The sequence below is a fragment of the Sorangium sp. So ce131 genome (assembly GCF_051519095.1).
Taxonomy (GTDB): Bacteria; Myxococcota_A; Polyangia; order Polyangiales; family Polyangiaceae; genus Sorangium.
This window is the reverse complement of the sequence record NZ_CP150455.1, coordinates 780965-798919: the sequence shown is the minus strand read 5'-3', so window position 1 is coordinate 798919 and position 17955 is coordinate 780965. Positions and strand designations below refer to the sequence as shown.

Genomic DNA, 17955 nt, shown 5'->3' with positions numbered 1-17955 from the left:
CTCGCCCGGCCGGGCGCGGGCGGCTCACCATTTGCTGCCCAGGGCGACGCGGATGGTGGCCACCTTCCCTGGGTCGAGGCCAAAGCCGAGATCGTCGTCGAGCGCCACCAGCGCGCCCACGCGGGTGAAAGAGCCTTTCACGGACGGCTCCCAGCCGACGAACGGCTCCGCCGCCAGCTGGGCAGAGTTGCTGGACGACATGGGAAACGCCGCCTGGAGGCGTATGCCGAGGCCGAAGTTCCCAAACGGGCGGAACTCGAACTCGTTGCCCTGCTCGAGCACGAACTTCGTGTTCCCCTCGTCCCGGGTCGGAACGGAGAGCTGGGTCGCGAGATCGTGGGTGAGGTACAGCACCTGACCCAGGCGGATCTCGGTCCCGATGCGCGCCCGGAGGGACATGTGCCCGAGCAGCACGCGGTGCGTATCGAAGTAGGCCCGCGCCGGGAAATTGGCGACGGCGGAGACGCGCAGGCCCGAGCTGGCCTGCGGGTGCAGCGGTATCGTACCGCTGATGCCGCCGAAGACGGCGAGGCTGGGCAGCAGGTTTCCGGCGTAATGGAGGCCGATCGTGGGGTTGCCGAGGAAGAACCTGCTGTACTCCCCGCGGCTCTCGAATCGCTCGCCGAACAGATCGGTGGACTGGCGGCCCGAGACACTGCCGTACACGAACGGCATCTCCGCGTCGAGGTGGAGGCCCGCGAAGATCTTGTACTGCGCGACCGCGGTGATGGCGACGCCGAGCCGGCTCGACTCCGCGACCTCGACCGTGTCGGGGTCGTCATCCACGGCCGCGAGCTGCTCCTGGTACGAGCTGAGGACGTCGATCTCGATCGCGAACCGTCCTCCCTGGGTCCTCGCCCAACGCTCCTTCGTCTTGTCCGTAATGGGCGGCTTCCGCTCCTCCTGCGCCAGCGCGGGTGCAGCCGAGGAGAGCATGAAGAAGAGCGTGCCTAGGGTGCCAAGGATGCCAAGAGACGCTTTGATCGTGCTCACCTGAGGGCTCCCATCTCGTGCTGGATTCGAGGTCCTTGCGGGGGATCGAGCACCTTGTCGCACCGCCGCCCGCCGCGTCGCGGGCGCGGCCCATCAGCCGGAGCGATGGCTCGGATCAATGCAGCTCCAGCGGGCTGGACGCAAGCTTTTTGACCGCAGCACCGCGCGCCGCGAACGTGCGCGTGCGACGCCGTGCGTCGGGGTGGATCGGGCGGGCGAGGCGCCGCCAGGCCGTCGTCCGCCGTCCGCGCGCGCCGGCGGGCACCACTTCTCGCCAAGGGCGTCTCCTACGCCGCTCCCGTCACATTTCAGGATCGCCGTGTCGCGAGGGTCACCGCGTCGCGGCGCCTCGTGCCGCGGCGCCCCGGTGAGCGCGCGTCGAGGCGCGCGCTCGGCCCTAGAAGGTGCCCACGAGACGGAGCGATCCCGGACCGAACGCGAGCCGCGTCGCCGGGGACGAGGCGCGCTCACCGTCGCCGCGCTGCGAGCCGCCGCCGGCGACGGTGAGATAGAGCGAGATGCCGCCGGCGATCACGGCGGCGCCCGCGAGCACGTCGGCGGTGAGCGCGAGGGTCGCGGTCCTGGTCCGCTCACGCTCGATCGCGCGGGCGTCGCCGGGGAGCTCGCCGAGCGCGGCCTCGAGGTCGCTGGAGGCGCCGAGCGCGAGGACGCCGGTAACCGCGGCCCCCGCGGCGAGCGCGCCGGTCGCGATCCAGGGGAACACGGGCGCGCTCCGCTCCGGGCGCGGGGCGCGGTCGACCGAGGCGCCCGGCTGCGCCGCAGCGGGGCGCGCGCCGTCGCCGGCGGCCTGCGGGGCTGGCGCGGGGGGGAGCTCGATCCGGAGCTCCACCCGATCGCCGCCGGCCACCTCGATGACCCGCGTGACGGGCGGGCGGCCGGCCGCCTCGGCGACGATGCGGCGGCGCCCGGCGCTCATCAGCAGCGGCTCCGCGAGCGGCGTCCTGCCAGCCGGTACGTCGTCGACCGAGATCTCCACGCCGGGCGCCGAGGTCGAGAGCGCCACGGTCGCGACGCGGCTCCGCAGGACGGCGATGTCCCGCTCGACCTCGGCCCGCCGGCCGGCCGCGATCTGCGCGCCGCCCGTATCGAGGTACCCCTCGAAGGCGCGCAGCGCGCAGGCGTAGTCCCTGAGCTGATAACACGCGCCCGCGATGTTGTAGAGCACCTGATAGGCGGGAGCGAGCGAGTAGGCGCGGCGAAACTCGGTGAGCGCCGCGATGTAATCGGCCTCGTTATAGAGCTCTACGCCCCGCCGGAAGCGCGCGTCCGCCTCCGCGGTCCTGTCGGCCGGCTGGGCGCGCGCGCCGAGCGGCGCGCTGAGCGCGATCGCGGCGCAGAGGGCGAGGGCTCTCGGCGTCGTCATCGGGCGTAGGGGCTCTCCAGGTCGATTCCGCGCCTCGGCTTCTGCTCCGCAGGCCGCGACGCGGGCGCGGCGGACGGCGGCGCGGCGGACGCTGGCGGCTCCGGCGCGGCCGACGCAGGCGACGCCGGCGCGGCGACCGCAGGTGGGGTCGCGGCGAGGATCGCCGGTGCGCTCCGGGCGACGGGGGCGGGTCTTCCCGGCAGCGCGGCCGGCTCGCTCTTCAGCGCGAGGCTCAAGAAGAGGTCGTTGCTCGCCGTGACCTTCTCCTCGTGCGCAACGAAGCCCGGCGCCTCGGCGCGGACGACGTGCGCGCGGCCATCCCTGGCGAGGCGGCCCTCGTAGGCGCCGACCGCCACCGGCGAGCCGTCGAGCGAGACCTTCGCGTCGGCGGGCGAGACGCGGACGACGAGGGAGATGGCCTCGTCTCGCGCGGGCGAAGGGTCCGCCGGAGGCGGCGCGGCGGCCGGCACCTCGCGGCGCTCCCCGGCCGGGCGGCTCCAGGGCTGCGCGCGCAGGATGCCGATGGTGGCGACGCTCACGGCGACGAGGGCGGCGGCCGTGAGCGCGAGCCATGCGCGGCCCGGACGCGCAGCGCCCTCCTTCCGCCCGGTGGCGCTCACCGAAGGCACCACCGAGCTCGCGTCCGAGGGGCGGGCGACCGTGGGCGCGGTCAAGGTCGGGGTCATCGACGTCGGACCAGCGCCGAGCTTCGGCAGGTCGGGGAGCGTGCTCCTCGAAGGGCCGCCGGCCCAGCGCACGTCGCGCAGCTGCTCCTCGACGACCTGCTGGATCCGCGCCCGGTCCTCCGCGAACCGGCTGGCCACGAACGCGCCGAGCTCCCGCGCGCTCATGACCTTGTGGCGCTCGACGAGCCAGCGCTCGAGATCGCCCTGCAGCTCGGCCGCGGTGGCATACCGGTCCTCGAGCGCGGGCGCGAGCGCCTTCAGGCAGATCCGCTCGATCTCGGGGTCGACGTCGGGCACCTCGCCCCTGAGGCTCGGGAGCTCGCCCAGGCTGAGCCGCCCGAGGATCGCGAGGTCGTTGTGGCCCTTCCACATGCGCTTCCCGGTGATCGCCTCCCAGAGGATCACGCCCACGGAAAAGACGTCGGAGCGCCGGTCGACGCGCTCTCCGCGCGACTGCTCCGGGGACATGTACGACACTTTTCCTTTGAGCATTCCGGTGCGCGTCTCCGACAGCGAGTCGGCCGCCTTGGCGATCCCGAAATCGACGACCTTGATCACGCCGTCGTAGGTGACGAAGATGTTCTGCGGGCTCACGTCGCGGTGGACCACGCGGATGGGCGTCCCGTCGAAATCGCGCAGCTCGTGCGCGTAATGGAGACCGGCGAGCGCGTCGCACAGGACGCGCACCTGGAGCGGGAGCGGCACGTTGCCGTGTCCCACCCGCGCGCGCAGGCTGCCGAGCGGCTGGCCGTCGAGGTACTCCATCGCGATGAAGAAGCGCGCCCCGTCGTCGCCGACCTCGTACGTCTGCACGACGTTCGGGTGGTTCAGCCGGGCCGCGAGGCGCGCCTCGTCGAGGAACATGGCGAGGATATCGGCGTCCTCGCAGAGCTCGACCCGCGCCCGCTTCAGCACGACGAGCTTGTTGAACCCCGCGGGCCCCTGCGCGACCGCGAGGCAGACGTCGGCCATGCCGCCCCTGCCGATCTCGGCGATGGGGCGATATTTCCGCAAGCCGTGGGGGTCGCTGGGAGCGCTCATTCGATCTGGGCCGGATCGATCCCCCGAGGGGAATACCAGATGGTAGAATGCCCCTAGTCTGTTACTTCAATGCAACCGCCACGTTACGTTCGCGCGAATACCCCACGATGCTCTCTCCGGGTCTGTTTCAGCCGCTCTCCAGCCGGCCGGCCCGCGCGAGCCGCCGGGTGACGCCCCGCCTCCGCGGCGGAGACCGCGCGGCCGGCGGGGCTCGGATCGGCAGAGATCTCGAGACGACAAAACAGCCCTCTTTGCACTCAGGTCATTGAAATGAACCCGAAGCGCCGTCCTATCGATTCACCTGCCGCCGCCCTCGCCCTCGCCGCGGGCGCCCTCGCCACGGGCGCCCTCGCGTGCTCGCTCGTGGTCGAGCGCCGGAGCGAGCAATGCAGCTCGGACGCGGACTGCGCGCGGTTCCCCGGCGCCGCCTGCGACCTCGTGGACAACGTCTGCGTCCCGGCGTCGAGCGGGCCGGGGGGCGGCGAGGGCGGCGGCGCGGCGGGAGGGTGCGCCGCGCCCGACAAGCCGATCGCGGAGATCACCGGCGAGATCACGGAGGACTTCACGCTCCGGTGCGACAAGGATTACCTGCTCAAGGGCCTGGTGCACGTCTCGGCGGGGGCGAGCCTGACCATCGAGAAGGGCACGACGATCCGCGGCGAGACGAACCCGCAGGTCCCGGCCGCGCTCGTGGTGCACCCCGGCTCCAGGCTCATCGCCGTGGGGACGAGGGACGAGCCCATCGTGTTCACGAGCGGCAAACCTCCGGAGGACCGCGGGCCCGGGGACTGGGGGGGAGTCATCCTCCTCGGCAACGCGCCGACGAACCACGTGGACGCGGACGGCGCGCGCGTCCCGGGGCAGATCGAGGGCCTGACGAGCGGCGGGCAGTACGGCGGGATCGACGACAACGACACGAGCGGCACGCTCAAGTACGTTCGCATCGAGTACTCCGGCGTGAAGCTCGCGCCGAACAACGAGATCAATGGGCTCACCCTCGGCGGCGTCGGCCGGGGGACGATCATCGATTTCGTCCAGGTGCGGCACGTGTCCGACGACTGCTTCGAGTTCTTCGGAGGCACGGTGAACGCCAAGCACCTCGCCTGCCAGTACAGCGGCGACGACGCCTTCGACTGGGACAATGGCTACCGCGGCAAGCTCCAGTTCCTCGTCGCGCAGCAGGACCCGAGCGTCGCTGAGGAGACGAACGGCTTCGAGGGGGACAACGATCCGCTCGCGCTCGCGCCGCCGCCCGAGCCCCGCAGCGAGCCCACGATCTACAACGCGACGCTCTGCGGGAAGGGCGTGGACGTGGACAAGGAGCAGTACGGCGTCCTCCTCCGCCGGGCGACGAAGGCGAACATCGTCAACACGGTCGTCATGGGCTTCGAGTCGGGCCTCGACGTGCGCGACCCGGACACCGCCCCGAGCGTCTCGAGCTCGATCTTCTGGGGCAACCTGGTGAACAACCTCGCTTACGCCGAGGTGGACGGCGGGACAGGCATCCTCGCGGATGACGACGACGGCTTCGACGAGATCGATTTCCTGAGCGACGCTGTCCGGAAGAACCTGGAGGCCGACCCCGGCATCCCGAGCTGCTTCGATCCCTCGGCGCCGGTCTTCGGCCCCGCCACGCCCCTCACGGAGAACGCGGCGGAGCCGCCGGCCGACTTCTTCGACAAGGGAGCCGCGTTCGTGGGCGCCTTCAGGGACGAAAGCGACACCTGGGCGACGTCGGGGAAGTGGGCCGTGTGGAGCCCGAAATGACCGGGCAGCCGCCGCGGCCCTTCAGCCCGCCCGGCCCTCCAGCCGAGCGGCGAGCTGGCGGCGCTCCTCCGACTCCGCGCCTCCCCGAGCGCGCAGCGCGAGCGCGAGCGCGCGGGGAATGTTCATGGCCGCGCCGCGCGCGCGCATCTCCGGGTACGTCCGCGCGTAATCGCGAGGCACCCGCAACGACCAGTTGTCGTCGCTGATCGTCCCGGGGGCGTTGTAGACCTCCTTCAGCCCGAGCAGGTCGGAGAAGAACACCATCACGTTCGCCGCCTTGCTCGCGAACAGGTCGGCGAGCTTGGCCTGCGCGAGCGCCCGCGGGTCGGACGCGAGCGCCCGCGCCATGGCGCCCTCCTCGGCCGGCGAGGGCGCGAGGCGGGTGGCCAGGTAGGCCGCCTGCCGCTCCAGCGCGCCGGAGCGCTCCCACGCGTCGAGCAGCCTCCAGAGCGGCGGCGTGTCGTGGGTCCCCACCATGATCCAGTCGGAGGGCCCGGCGTTCTCGCTGCGATAGACGTCCTTCGGGTTGTCGAGATCGGCCTTCTGCGTGACCCGGAAGCGCCCGAGCCCGTGCCGCTCGAGCACGGCCTTGAGCGGGAAAGGCATCGTGCTCAGGACCTCGCACACGATGTCCGTGGTGGCGCGCCCGCGGGCCGCTGCGCAGGCCGCGATGGTGTCGAAGATCACGCTGTAGCGCCCGACCTGCTCCGGCGTCAGCGACGCGACCCAGTCGTCCGCGTACCGCGGCACCGCGCGGTTCAGCTGCGCCGGCGAGACGATCGCGTAGCGCGAGAGCAGCGGGTGATCCGGCAGATCGGGCGACGAGAAGAGCCGCGCCCCGCCCTGCACGGCGCGGAGCGGCTCGGGCGCGTCGGCGGCGTAGACCCACGGGCAGACGAGGCCGTGCGGGTGATCGATGCGCACGCCGTCGAACTCGTCGAACATCTTGTCCATCCTCGCCCGGACCAGGGCGAGCGCGCCGGCGGAGGCGTCCGTGTACTGCGCCGGATCCAGCACAGGATAGTTCCACACCTGGCCCTCCGGGTTGGTCCGGCTCGGCGGCGCCCCCATGAGATACCCCTTCAGGAACACCGACTGGTGAGCCCACGCGTCCTGAGGCGAATACCCGATCTGCAGATCGCCATAGAGCTTGAGCCCGAGATCGGCCGTCACCGTGCGGAGCGCCGCGTGCTGCTCGTGCGCGAGGAGCTGGCAGAAGGCGTAGAGCTCGACCTCGTCGCGGTGCCGCGCGAGCAGCTCTCGCCGGCGCTCCTCGCACGCGACCACCTCGCCGGGGCCGGGCGCGAAGAGGCGGCGATCCAGCTCCGGCGCGCCGGACCAGCCGTGGAACCAGCCGCTCCGGTGCTCCTCGCAGAGCGGGCCGTAGAGCGCGTCCCGCTCGAGCCACGCCGCGTTCCGCAGCTTGAACGCCTCGAAGCGCGCGGCGAGCTCCCCGAGCTCGCCCCGCTGCCGCCGGCCCACGAACGACGAGAACGCCTCCCGCAGCGCGGCCCGCTGCGCGCGGTGCGCATAGCCGTGCGACGCGCGCTCCTCGCGGCCGCGGGGGCGCTCGGCGACGATCCGCTTCACCGACCCGGGCCCGAGGAGCGCGCCCCACGGGCCGTCCTCCGCGAGCCGGGCGAGCGCGATCGACAGCGTGCTCCGCGAGAAGATGGTGCCGTCGTAAGGAGACGCGTTGTCGGCCGACGTCTCCCCCTGAGGCCCGAGCTGGATTCCGTTGAACCCGAGATCGCGGGCGAAGCGGAGGAATCGGTGCCCGCCCTCGGTATACGGCGACCCGCGCCCGGTGTCCTCCGCGTCGTCGGAAGGAAAGCTCGGGTCGTGGATCGCGAGCACGAAGTTGCGGATGCCCAGGAGCTCCAGCGCGGACCTCACCAGCGCCCGCTCGTCCTCTCCTCCTTGAACCTGCGTCCGCTTCCCATGGCCCTCTTTGTTCCCGGCGTCGTTCATCGCGGTAGGTATAGCGATGAAGAGATTGGCCCGCCAAGGACCCTTTGAGGTGAGACGTTTTGCCCCGGTCGCTGGATTGGGCCGCTTCGCCGCGGCGCCGCGCCGTCTCCGTCTGGCGCCGTCAGGCCCCGAGGCGCGTGCCCGCCGCGACTCCCGCGGTCGCGCTCGCGGCCTCTGCCGCAGGCAACGTGAAGAAGAACGTGCTCCCCTCGCCCACCTTGCTCTCGACCCAGATCCGCCCGCCGTGTACCTCGACGAGCGCCTTCGCGATCGAGAGGCCGAGCCCCGTGCCTTTGTGGGCGGTCTCCTTCGCCTGCCAGTAGCGCTCGAAGATCCTCGCCCGCTGATCCTCCGGGATCCCCGGGCCGGTGTCGCTCACCGAGACGAGCACGTCCCGGCCCCACGGCTGGGCGCGGATCGCGACCTCGCCGCCCGCGGGGGTGAACTTGATCGCGTTGCCGACGAGGTTGGCGATCACCTGCAGGATCCGATCGCGATCGCAGAGCGCGCGGTCGACGCCGAGCTCGACGCCGTGCTCGAGCCGCAGCGATTTCTCCGCCGCCTCCTCGCGCAGGAGCTCGAGGGCGTCGCCGAGGAGGCCGGCGACGTCGTGCGGCACCGGCTGGATCGACATGTGACCGCCGTCGAGCTTCGCTAGATCGAGCAGGTCGCGGATGAGGCGGCTCATGCGATCGGCCGATTTCTGGATGCGCTCGACCGGGCGCCGCAGGTCGGGCGCCTCGTCCGCGCTCGGCAGCTTGCGGCGCAGGAGGCTCGTGTTCATGACGATGGTCGCGAGCGGGCTCTTGAGATCGTGCGACACCACCGCCACGAGCTCCTCCCGGGCGCGGATCGCCCGCTGCGCGCTCTCGTACAGCCGCGCGTTGTCGATCGCGAGCGCGGCCCGCCGCCCGAGGTCCTCGGCGAGCGCCTGGTCGTCCACGCCGTAACGAAGGTCGTCGCGGCCCGAGGCGATGGTGAGCACCCCGAGCATCGTGCCGCGGGTGACGAGCGGCACGGCGATGTAGCGGCGCAGGCCGAGCTCCCGGAGGAGCGCCTCGCTGGCGGACGGGGGCGGCTCGGTGTCGCGCGGCGCGAGCTCGCCCGGCGCGGCGACGGACGCGGCCGCGACCTCGCACAGCGCCGCCTCGCCCGTCTCCAGCACGCGCGCCACGCCGGACGGGATGACCGCGTCCATCGGCGTCGGGCCCTCGAGGAGCCGCGCGAGCTCGCTCTTCCGGGGGTCGGCGTGCACGACGACCGCGCGCCGGAGCATGCCCTCGCGCTCGATGACGTCGACCATGCACCAGTCCGCCACGAACGGGACCGGCAGGCGCGCGACGCGCACGAGCGTCGCCTCGTAGTTGAGCGAGCTGGAGAGCAAGCGGCTCGCCTCCGAGAGGAACGCGGCGCGGCGCTGCGCCGCCTCGGCCGCGGCGCGGCCCGCCTCCGCGGCGGCGAGGTGCCGCGCCCGGTCGCGCTCGTTCTCGAGCACGCGGGCGTAGAGCAGGCGGTGCACGAGCGCCGTGCGGAAGATGCCCGCGAGCCGGCGCATCATGCCCCGGTACTGGGGCGCGAACGCCGGCTCGCCCTCGAAGCAGAGGATCAGGGTGGAGGCGCCGCTGTCGCCCTGCCCCTCCAGCGAGAAATGCCACGTCACGAGCCCCGGCCGCGCGAGCTCGGGGTAAGGCAGGCAGAGGCCCCCGCCCTCGCCGCCGGGCTCGCCCGCGGCCGGGTCGAGCGGCGGTATGGGCAGCGCGCGCGAGCTCGCGGACAGCCCCGCCGCGTCGAGCAGCCGCGGGGCGGACGGGGTCGGCGAGACGAGCACGAGCACCGCGACGCAGCTCATCCGCTCGGCGAGCCGCTCCAGGAAGAGCGCCATCGAGCGGCGCGGATCGAAGAGGTCGAGCGCTGCGACCGTGAGCTCTTGGAGGACGCTGAGGAGCGTCAGCCGTTCCTCCTGGATCTCGAGATCTTCATCGCTCGCCATGGGCAGGGCTCCAGCCGCTCCGGCGCTCACGCGCCGAGCGCGAACACGACAGCGGTCTTGTTGTGGAACTGCGGCACCCCGCGGCCGAGCGCGCCCACCTCGCCGAACGTCAAGCAACCCATGACCGGGACGCGCTCGCCGAGCTCGCTCTCGAAGGTGGTCAGCTCGTCGCGGACGGTGTCGCCGAGCATCATGCACCGCGAGATACAGTCGAACACGAAGGCGCCGGCGATCGGCCCGGCCACCGCCTCGCGCGCCGTGACCGCGGCCTCGCGCGCGGCGCTGACCAGGCCGCCGGGGTCGCCCTCCATGACGCGGATGAGACAGCCGTCCGGGACCTCGCCGACGCAGTAGAGCCCGCCGGGCGCGACCACGCGCAGCGGGTCGCGGATGACGTGCTCGCCGTCGGCCTGCGGGATGCCGAGCGGGTGGGTCATCGCGAAGGCCGCGAAGCCGTCGAGGTTCACCTGCTCCCCCCGCACCCGCGCGGTGCGCTGGTAGACCGAGAACGCGCCCTCGTACTCGAGCTCCACGACGGTCGTCCCCTCGGCGCGGGTGACCATCGTCGGCGGGCCGTAGGGCCGGAAGCCGTGGCGGATGCCCGTGGCCATGCGCGCCGGCGAGTCGATCGCGACCACGACGACGCTGTCGGAGTACGCGCGCCCGCCGGCGAACTGCGCGGTGCGCATGAAGCGGAGGTTGTCGCCCGCGCCGCCGCCGGCCCAGACGACGCCCGTCCCGCCGACCTCGACCGCGCCGCGCACGACGTCGGCCGCGTTGCCCGTGAGCGCGTCCGGCAGCACGAGCAGCGCGCGGCTCCACCCCGGCGGGACCGCCGACGGGAACCCCTCGAGGGCGCGCGACGTGGCGAGCACGCCGGCGCGCCGCCCGCCCTGGCTCACCGCCTGCGCGACGCCGACGCCGACGCGCACCAACTCGGAGACGACCAGCCCCACGACGAGCCCCTGCGGGAGCAACCGGCTGCCCGCGAAGACCCCCGCCGTGCAGCACCCCGCCCAGGGCACCCCGGGCAGCTCGCTCGTCACGGCCGCTGCCAGCGCGTCGGCGTCGTATTGATCCGTCGACAGGACCAGCGCGAACGCAGGGCGCGCGGCGCGCTCGGATCGCGCCGACTCGCGCAGCGCGGCCGCGACGGACTCCGACGCAGCCTTCTTTGGATCCGGCGTGGAGCTCGCTCCGACAAATACGTGTGTCGCCATCTCTTCTTCCCCCCTGAGAAATTAGGCACTCGCGTTATACTGGAGATCCTCCCGATCGTCACGGCGCGCAATTCTCGATCTTATCATCCGTACAGGGCGCTCCCACCTCGCGAGCAACTCACGATTTTCCCGGGCGCGCTCCCAGACGAAAAGCCGGGCAGAGCCGCGGACGATTCAGCGAAGAGCAGACCTGCGGAGGAGAGGGCGCCGCCCCGGATCGGAGGGGGCAGAATCCTTATCCTTCAATAAGAGGACGTGCCCTGCAAGCTCGTCAGGGACGCCCGGGCCTCGCCCCGCGCAGATCGCCGAGAGGCGCTCGGTTCGAGGGCTCACGCGCCGCGGGCCTCGAGACGCAGCACACTCCGAGCGATTGCGCCCTTCCGGAGAGAGCATTCATGCCCAAGGCGGAATCACCGCGGTTCGCCGCAGCGGAATGGCGGTGAGATGTGGAACAGGAAGGCGGGAAGGCGGAGAGGAATGACCAATGTTCCTCCCACTTTGCCGCATTTAGGGGGTTTCCCTCGGACCAGCGCGACGCCGCGCGCAGCCGAACGAAGCGTGGTGGGGCCTCGGGCGCCGCGCGCCGTCGCTGCGCCGTTCCCCTGCGGCCAGGCTCATGGATCCGCCCTCAGCAGCGTGTACGTCAGATCGTTCCAGAACCCGCCGCGCGCCGTCCCCGGCGCTGCGCCGACGGCCACGAGCACGAACCCGGCGCCGTCGGCGACGCTGGTCGCCGTGATATCGCCGTTCGCCAGGATCTCGGCCATCGGCACCGAGGACGTCACCTTCGCCTCGAGCGGGTCGTACGTCTCGACGGCGAGCCGCTCCAGCGCGCCGAGATCGCCCCGCGCGAGCCCCGAGAACGGCGGGAGCGGCGCGATCGCGCCGAACGAGAGCGCCTGCGCGAGCGTCAGGCCGCTCGCCCCGCTCTGGCCGAGGTTGAGCTGGACGTCGACGACCGGCGTCCCCGCGCTCGCGTGCGCGACCTGCAGCCCGATCCTCTCGAAGGTCGTCCGCCGCGACATGGCGACGGCGACGAGGCCGGCGGTCGGCGTGTCGATCGTGTAGGCGTCGCCGCAGGCCTGCTTCTCCTGTTCGTGCGTGTGCGCCACGCCGCCGAGGCACCCGGTGGCGACGAGGAGGAGGCTCTTCTCCTCGGTGAACACGGACGCGGGCAGCACGGGCAGCGCCGCGGCCAGGACCGGGGCGCCGGGCTCCGCCGCGAGGGCGAGGATCTCGGCGCAGTCGAGGCCATCCGTCGCGCGGAGGTCCCCCGCGATCGCGTGCGCGCGCACGCTCGTCCCCTCGGGGATCGTCGAGCCGAGCGGCTCGATCACCCTGGCCCGGGCGAACCCGAGGCCCGCGACGCTCGGCCACGGGTCCACGCCGGCGCCGGTGCCGCCCGGGTGGGCGAGGAAGCAGAGGCGGATGGCGTAGTAGTCGCTCACGCCGTTCACCACGGTGAGCTCCGTCGGCCCCGGCGGCTCGACGTTGCCGCCGCCGCCCGCGCCCGTGGTCGTCGCGCCGCTCCCGGCGGCGTCCGGGCCGCCTCCGCTGCCCGAGGCGCTCGCCGCGGTCGGCGGATCCCTGGCGAGCAGGTCGTGATCCTGCGTGCATCCGGCCGCGGCGGCGAGCAGGGGCCCCGCGCAGCAGGCCCAGCCGATCGAGAGAACTCGGTGCAGCACGCTGCGAGCTTACCGTGCTAGGCGGGGTCGATGCGGGTCCATCTCACCGCGACCGCCGCCGCCGCCGTGCGCCGCGGCCACCCGTGGGTCTACCGCGACGGCGTCGCGGGCGCCGCCGGTCGCGCGGCCAGCGCTCTCGGCCGGGGGGCGCGCGCGCATCGCGCCGTCGCCGCCGCCGCCGTCTCCGCCGCGTCGGGCGAGGTGATCGAGCTCGCGGCCGAGGGCGCGCCGTTCCTAGGGCGAGGGCTCTGGGACGCCGATTCCCCGATCGCCGTCCGCGTCTTCCAGCGCACGCAGGCGCCGGCGCTCGACGAGCGCGCCATGGCGGAGCGGCTGGAGCGCGCCTTCGCGTTGCGCGACGGCTGGTTCGCCGGCCGCGACACGACCGCGTACCGGATGTGCAACGGCGAGGGGGACCGGGTGCCGTCGCTCGTCATCGATCGGTACGATCGCGTCGCGGTGGTCCGCCTCGACGGCGGCCTGCTCGCGCCGTGGATCGAGCGCCTGCTCCCCCACCTCGCGCGCGCGCTGGGCGCCCGCGGGGTGCGCTCGATCGGCCTGCGCGCGCCGGCTGGGGGCGGGGACGCGGAGGGGAAGAAGCTCGCGCACCTGCACGGGCCGCCGCTGCCGGAGCGCGTCGTGGTGAGGGAGCTGGGGGTCGCGATGGAGGTCGACCTCGCGCGCGGGCAGAAGACGGGCGCGTTCCTCGATCAGCGCGACAACCGCGCCCGGGTGCGCGCGCTCGCGGCCGGGCGCCGGCGCGCGCTGAACCTGTTCAGCTACGCGGGGGGCTTCTCGGTGGCCGCGGCGCTCGGCGGCGCGGGCCGGGTCACGTCGGTCGACTCCGCGTCGGCCGCGCACGCGACCGCGCAGCGCACCTTCCGCGAGAACGGCGTCGATCCTGCGGCGCACGAGTTCGTGACGGCGGACGCGTTCGACTTCCTCGAGAAGGCGCGCGCGCGCGGGGACCGGTACGACCTCATCGTCTCGGATCCGCCGAGCTTCGCGCCGAGCGAGCGCGCCAAGCCGCGCGCGCTCGGCGCGTACCGGAGGCTGCACACGGCGGTCGCGCGCGTGCTCGAGCCGGGCGGCGTGCTCTGCGCGGCGTCGTGCTCGAGCCACATCTCCATGGAGGACTTCCTGGGGACGCTGGACGACGCGACCCTGGAGCGGGACGACCTGCGGGTCCGCGCGCTCCACGGGCAGCCGGAGGATCACCCGACGCTGCCGGCGTGGTGGGAGGGGCGGTACCTGAAATTCGTGGTGCTGGAGTGAAGGGGGAGCGCGCGAGGCGCGCTCGGCCAGGTGCGCTAGGGCGGTGCGACGCGCGAGGTCAGGCCTCGCTGTCGGGATCCACGCCGAGCTCTCGCAGGCGCGCAGCCAGCCGCTGCGCGCGGGTCTCCGCGTCCTCGGCGCGCTTGCGCTCATTCTCGGCGCGCTTGCGCTCATTCTCGGCGCGCTTGCGCTCATTCTCGGCGCGCTCGCGCTCATCCTCGGCGCGCTTGCGCTCATTCTCGGCGCGCTTGCGCTCGCTCTCGGCGCGCTCCGCCCCCGTGGGCAGGACCGTGCCGTCCCCACGACTCCACCGCAGCCACGGGCCGCTCATCCCCTCGAACTCGCCGTCCCACTCGACCAGGCCGAGCCCGAGGGTCTCGAACCATGGCGGAATCGGCACATACAGATCGCCGCGCAGCTCGAACGTGTGCAACGCCGCGTCGCCGAGGTGCCTGGCCGGGTCGTAGACCACGTAGTACGGGATGCGCATGGCCGCGTAGCCGCGGCGCTTCTTGCCGAGCTCCTCGCCCTCGCGGTTCGACACGACCTCGACGACGAGCTCGGGCGGCTTGCCGAACTCCCAGAACAGATAGGTCCGGTTCTCCTTCGCCCAGCGCGGCTCCGCCGGTACGACGTCCACGCTGAGGAAGACGTCCGGAACCAGGGGGGGCCGCTTCACGGAAGCGAACAGCCCGACGTTCGCCGCCGCGAGGAAGGGACGAGGCTGCTCGCCCTCCGAGGGAGGCGGCCCGTCCCAGCTCGTGTACAAGCTCTCCGTCAGCAGGCGCTGCTGCTTCTCCGAAGGCAGGTTGTCCACCGGCGTGTCGTCCTCCACGACGAGCCCGGAGATATCGGGCCGGTCGACCACCGGGATCACGAGTTCCTTCCATGCCGTCGCCCCGGACATGCCGCGATCATGACGTGCCCTCCGGGGGCGTCAACGCTCCACCGCAGGCGCGCCTCGATCTCCGGGCGCTCGCGCCGCGGCGCGAGCGTCCCGTCACGGCGGCGCGGTGGCAGCCGCGGCTCCCCGACGCCGCCCGTCCTTCACGCTCACCCCGCTGCGACGCGCCGCCCCAGCAGGAACGCCGCCAGCGCCTCCGCCTTGGGCACGAGCGTCATTACCTCGATGCGCTCGTCCTTCGTGTGAAAGCCGCTCCCCCGCGGCCCCAGCCCGTCGATGGACGGGATCCCGATCTCGGCCGTCGAGCTCGCGTCGGATCCGCCGCCGATGAGGGGCGCCTCGCCGTCGCCGAGCCCCGCCGCCCGCGCGCAGGCCGCATACTCCCGGTAGAGCGCCACGCTCGCCTCGGTCCGCACGAGCGGCGCCCGCGCGAGCTCGCAGTCCACGTGCACGACGGTGCCCGGCACCTCGACGGACGCCTCGCGCGCGGCGGCGGAGAGCGCCGCCATGATCTCCTCGCCGTCCGCCGTCGTCACGAAGCGGAAGTCGACCCCCGCCTCCGCCGCGTCGGGCACCGTGTTCCTGCCGTGCCCCCCGCTCACCTTGCCCACGTTGACCGTCACCCCCCGCGTGTAGTCGGTCAGCCGCTGCGCCCAGTCGATGAAGCGGGCGAGCGCCCAGATCGCGTTCGCGCCGTGCTGGTGCGCGTTGCCGGCGTGCGCCGCCTTCCCCGTCGCCCTCGCCGTCGCGCCCCCGGTGCCCCGCCGCGCGGTGATGATCCTGTCCTCCTCGCGCCCCGCCTCGAACACGAGCGCGCACGCCGCGCCCGCGAGCTCGCGCTGGAGCAGCGGGCGCCCCTCGGGCGACCCGACCTCCTCGTCCGACACGATCGCGAACCGCACCGGGATCGCCTGCAGCGCGCCCACCTTCTCGAGCGCCCGCAGCGCCTCGATCGCCACGACGAGCCCGCCCTTCATGTCGAGCACCCCGGGCCCGCGCGCGAGGTCCCCGTCGCGGCGGAACCCCTCGAAGACCCCCGGCGGGAACACCGTGTCGAGGTGCCCCACCAGGGCGACGTGGCCCGCCGGCGACGCCTTCGCCGCCTCGCTCTCCACCACCCAGTGCGCCGCGAAGCGCGCGCTCGCGATCCGGCGCACGCACAGGCCGGGGATGGTCGAGAGCTCGTTCGCGAGCACCTCGCCCACCGCGTCGCCGCCGCGCGGGTTGTCCGTGAACGAGTTGAGGTTCACGAGCCGCTCGAGCAGCGCGAGCATCGGCTCCGTGCGATCTGCGAGCGCCTGCCTTAGACCCTGGATCACGGCGCGAGCATGCCACGGAAGCGCCGGCCGCGCCGCGCCGCGCCGGCGCCCGCCCCGGCGGCCGCGGCGGCGCGGCGACCTCTGCCCTGGCCGCTGCAGAAGTGGTACGTGTCCCCTCCATGAAACCTTTCAGCGCAGCGCGGAGGCGCCCGTGACCACGCCGGCAGGTCCGCTCGTCATCAAGCTCGGCGGCGAGGTCGTGGGCAGCCCCACCCTCCCCGTCCTCGCCAGCGATCTCGCGGCGCTCACCCGCGCCGGCGCCCGCGCGGTCATCGTCCACGGCGGCGGCGCGCAGGCCACCCGGCTCCAGGAGCGGCTCGGCATCCCCGTCCGGCAGGTGGCCGGCCAGCGCGTCACCGACGCGGACACGCTCGACGTCATGAAGATGGTCGTCGCCGGTAAGCTCAACGTCGACCTCTGCGCCGCGCTCCTCGCCGCGGGCGCGAGGCCCGTCGGGCTCCACGGCGCGAGCGGCCCCGCCCTCGCCGCCGTCAAGCGGCCGCCGCAGGTCTACGCAAGCGCCGGGCCCGAGCCGGTGGATCTCGGCCTCGTCGGCGACATCACGGGTGTGGACCGCGCGCTGCTCGAGCTGCTCGGGCAGGGCGGCTACCTGCCCGTCCTCGCCTGCCTCGGCGCGAACGCGGGCGGGCAGGTCTACAACATCAACGCCGACACCGTCGCCAACCGGGTCGCCATCGAGCTCGGCGCCGCGGGGCTCTTCCTCGTGAGCGACGTGCCGGGCGTGCTGCGCGACGTCGCCGATCCCGCCTCGCGCATCCCGAGCCTCACGGTCGCGGAGGGGCGCGCGCTCATCGCGAGCGGCGCCGTCACGCGCGGGATGATCCCGAAGCTCGAGGAGTCGTTCGCCGCGCTCGCTGAGGGCGTCCGCCGCATCCACATCCTCGGCCGCTTGACCCCGGGCGATCTCGCGCGCGAGGCCGGCGCGCCGGGCTCCATCGGCACGGTGCTCGTGCCCTGATCGCGCCCGGCCTGGATCGCCCGGGCCGGCGGCGCGCCGTAGCCTCTCGAGAACCGTGATGGAGGAGAAATTCCGAGCAGCGCTCTCGTTCCTGCACAGGCACCGCGAGCAGATCGCGATCGGCGCGGGGGTGGCGCTGATCAGCTTCGTCGGGAGCCTGGCCCTCGTCGCCTTCGTCCTCGTCCGCCTGCCCGAGGACTACCTGGTGAGCGAGGAGGAGAGGCCGTTCCTGCCGGGCCGCCCGGCCTGGATGCGCGTGGCGGCGCGCGTCGGCAAGAACGTGCTCGGCGTCCTCCTCGTGGCGGCCGGGGTCATGCTCTCGGTGCCCGGCGTCCCGGGCCCGGGCGGCCTCGTGATCCTGATCGGCGTGATGCTCCTCGACGTCCCCGGCAAGCGACGGCTGGAGCGGCGGCTCCTCGGCATGCCGAAGATGCACGGCTTCGCCAACCGCGTGCGCGCCCGCTTCGGCCGCCCCCCGCTCCGCCTTCAGGAGGGCGCGCGCGGCTCGTCCCCCGGATCGTCGCCAGGGACGCGCTGAGCGCCCGCGGCGGCGTGCGCGGGCGGCGCCGGGCGCCCGGGCGCGGCCTCCGCGCGCAGCCGGACGACGTGCCACGCGAGCAGCGCGAGGGAGAGCGCGATCGCGAGCCCCGCCGACACCCACTCGCGCGGCGCGAGCAGGATGCACCCCGCCACGAAGGCGCAGATCGCGAGCGTCAAGCGCTCCTCCGCGTCAGGCATCGC

General features: G+C 73.4%; 14 protein-coding genes. 4 read left to right on the top strand and 10 right to left on the bottom strand.

The features are described from left to right. Window positions 1-24 precede the first annotated feature (24 nt). The 3 genes from WMF43_RS02950 to WMF43_RS02940 all read right to left on the bottom strand — a co-directional run bounded on the left by WMF43_RS02950 (window position 25) and on the right by WMF43_RS02940 (window position 4104). Window positions 25-993: a hypothetical protein gene (locus tag WMF43_RS02950; RefSeq protein ID WP_437677403.1), complete on the bottom strand. Its 969-nt coding sequence runs from the start codon at window positions 991-993 to the stop codon at window positions 25-27. Between the two features lie 397 nt (window positions 994-1390). Continuing rightward, complete coding sequence (locus WMF43_RS02945; RefSeq protein ID WP_437677402.1) at window positions 1391-2377, bottom strand: hypothetical protein; 987 nt, start codon at window positions 2375-2377, stop codon at window positions 1391-1393. Then, window positions 2374-4104, bottom strand: a complete 1731-nt coding sequence (locus WMF43_RS02940; protein WP_437677401.1) for a serine/threonine protein kinase — start codon at window positions 4102-4104, stop codon at window positions 2374-2376. The genes WMF43_RS02945 and WMF43_RS02940 overlap by 4 nt, the downstream gene beginning before the upstream one ends. 270 nt (window positions 4105-4374) lie before the next feature. On the opposite strand from WMF43_RS02940, the gene WMF43_RS02935 reads away from it, so the two are divergent. Beyond that, window positions 4375-5871 carry a hypothetical protein gene (locus WMF43_RS02935; protein WP_437677400.1) on the top strand — a complete coding sequence of 499 codons (1497 nt, stop codon included), beginning with the start codon at window positions 4375-4377 and terminating at the stop codon, window positions 5869-5871. A 21-nt stretch (window positions 5872-5892) separates the two neighbouring features. Here WMF43_RS02935 and WMF43_RS02930 read toward each other — a convergent pair whose 3' ends face one another. The 4 genes from WMF43_RS02930 to WMF43_RS02915 all read right to left on the bottom strand — a co-directional run bounded on the left by WMF43_RS02930 (window position 5893) and on the right by WMF43_RS02915 (window position 12737). Continuing rightward, on the bottom strand, window positions 5893-7842 hold the full coding sequence (locus tag WMF43_RS02930; protein ID WP_437677399.1) for a 4-alpha-glucanotransferase: 1950 nt from the start codon (window positions 7840-7842) through the stop codon (window positions 5893-5895). A gap of 121 nt (window positions 7843-7963) precedes the next feature. Further along, window positions 7964-9832 (bottom strand): GAF domain-containing sensor histidine kinase, encoded by a 1869-nt coding sequence (locus WMF43_RS02925; RefSeq protein ID WP_437677398.1) that lies wholly within the window; start codon window positions 9830-9832, stop codon window positions 7964-7966. Between the two features lie 26 nt (window positions 9833-9858). Next, entirely contained in the window at window positions 9859-11052 is a 1194-nt protein-coding gene (locus WMF43_RS02920) for an FIST signal transduction protein (protein ID WP_437677397.1), read from the bottom strand. A 614-nt stretch (window positions 11053-11666) separates the two neighbouring features. Then, on the bottom strand, window positions 11667-12737 hold the full coding sequence (locus tag WMF43_RS02915; protein ID WP_437677396.1) for a hypothetical protein: 1071 nt from the start codon (window positions 12735-12737) through the stop codon (window positions 11667-11669). Between the two features lie 30 nt (window positions 12738-12767). Here WMF43_RS02915 and WMF43_RS02910 point away from each other — a divergent pair, with 30 nt between their 5' ends. Next, on the top strand, window positions 12768-14012 hold the full coding sequence (locus tag WMF43_RS02910; protein ID WP_437677395.1) for a class I SAM-dependent rRNA methyltransferase: 1245 nt from the start codon (window positions 12768-12770) through the stop codon (window positions 14010-14012). Between the two features lie 58 nt (window positions 14013-14070). Here the strand turns inward: WMF43_RS02910 and WMF43_RS02905 are convergent, their stop codons facing one another. Both WMF43_RS02905 and WMF43_RS02900 read right to left on the bottom strand, forming a co-directional pair. Next, a complete protein-coding gene (locus tag WMF43_RS02905; RefSeq protein WP_437677394.1) occupies window positions 14071-14919 on the bottom strand; it encodes a Uma2 family endonuclease in 849 nt (282 codons plus the stop codon). A gap of 146 nt (window positions 14920-15065) precedes the next feature. After that, entirely contained in the window at window positions 15066-16235 is a 1170-nt protein-coding gene (locus tag WMF43_RS02900; protein ID WP_437677392.1) for a M20 family metallopeptidase, read from the bottom strand. 151 nt (window positions 16236-16386) lie between these two features. Here WMF43_RS02900 and argB point away from each other — a divergent pair, with 151 nt between their 5' ends. Together argB and WMF43_RS02890 are read left to right on the top strand one after the other, a co-directional pair. Continuing rightward, window positions 16387-17214: an acetylglutamate kinase gene (argB, locus tag WMF43_RS02895; protein WP_437677390.1), complete on the top strand. Its 828-nt coding sequence runs from the start codon at window positions 16387-16389 to the stop codon at window positions 17212-17214. Between the two features lie 58 nt (window positions 17215-17272). Then, the gene (locus WMF43_RS02890) at window positions 17273-17752 is read left to right on the top strand and encodes a hypothetical protein (protein ID WP_437677388.1); all 480 of its coding nucleotides are present in this window, start codon (window positions 17273-17275) and stop codon (window positions 17750-17752) included. Here WMF43_RS02890 and WMF43_RS02885 read toward each other — a convergent pair. After that, window positions 17701-17952: a hypothetical protein gene (locus WMF43_RS02885; protein WP_437677386.1), complete on the bottom strand. Its 252-nt coding sequence runs from the start codon at window positions 17950-17952 to the stop codon at window positions 17701-17703. The two genes, WMF43_RS02890 and WMF43_RS02885, sit on opposite strands and share 52 nt — an antisense overlap. Window positions 17953-17955 lie beyond the last annotated feature (3 nt).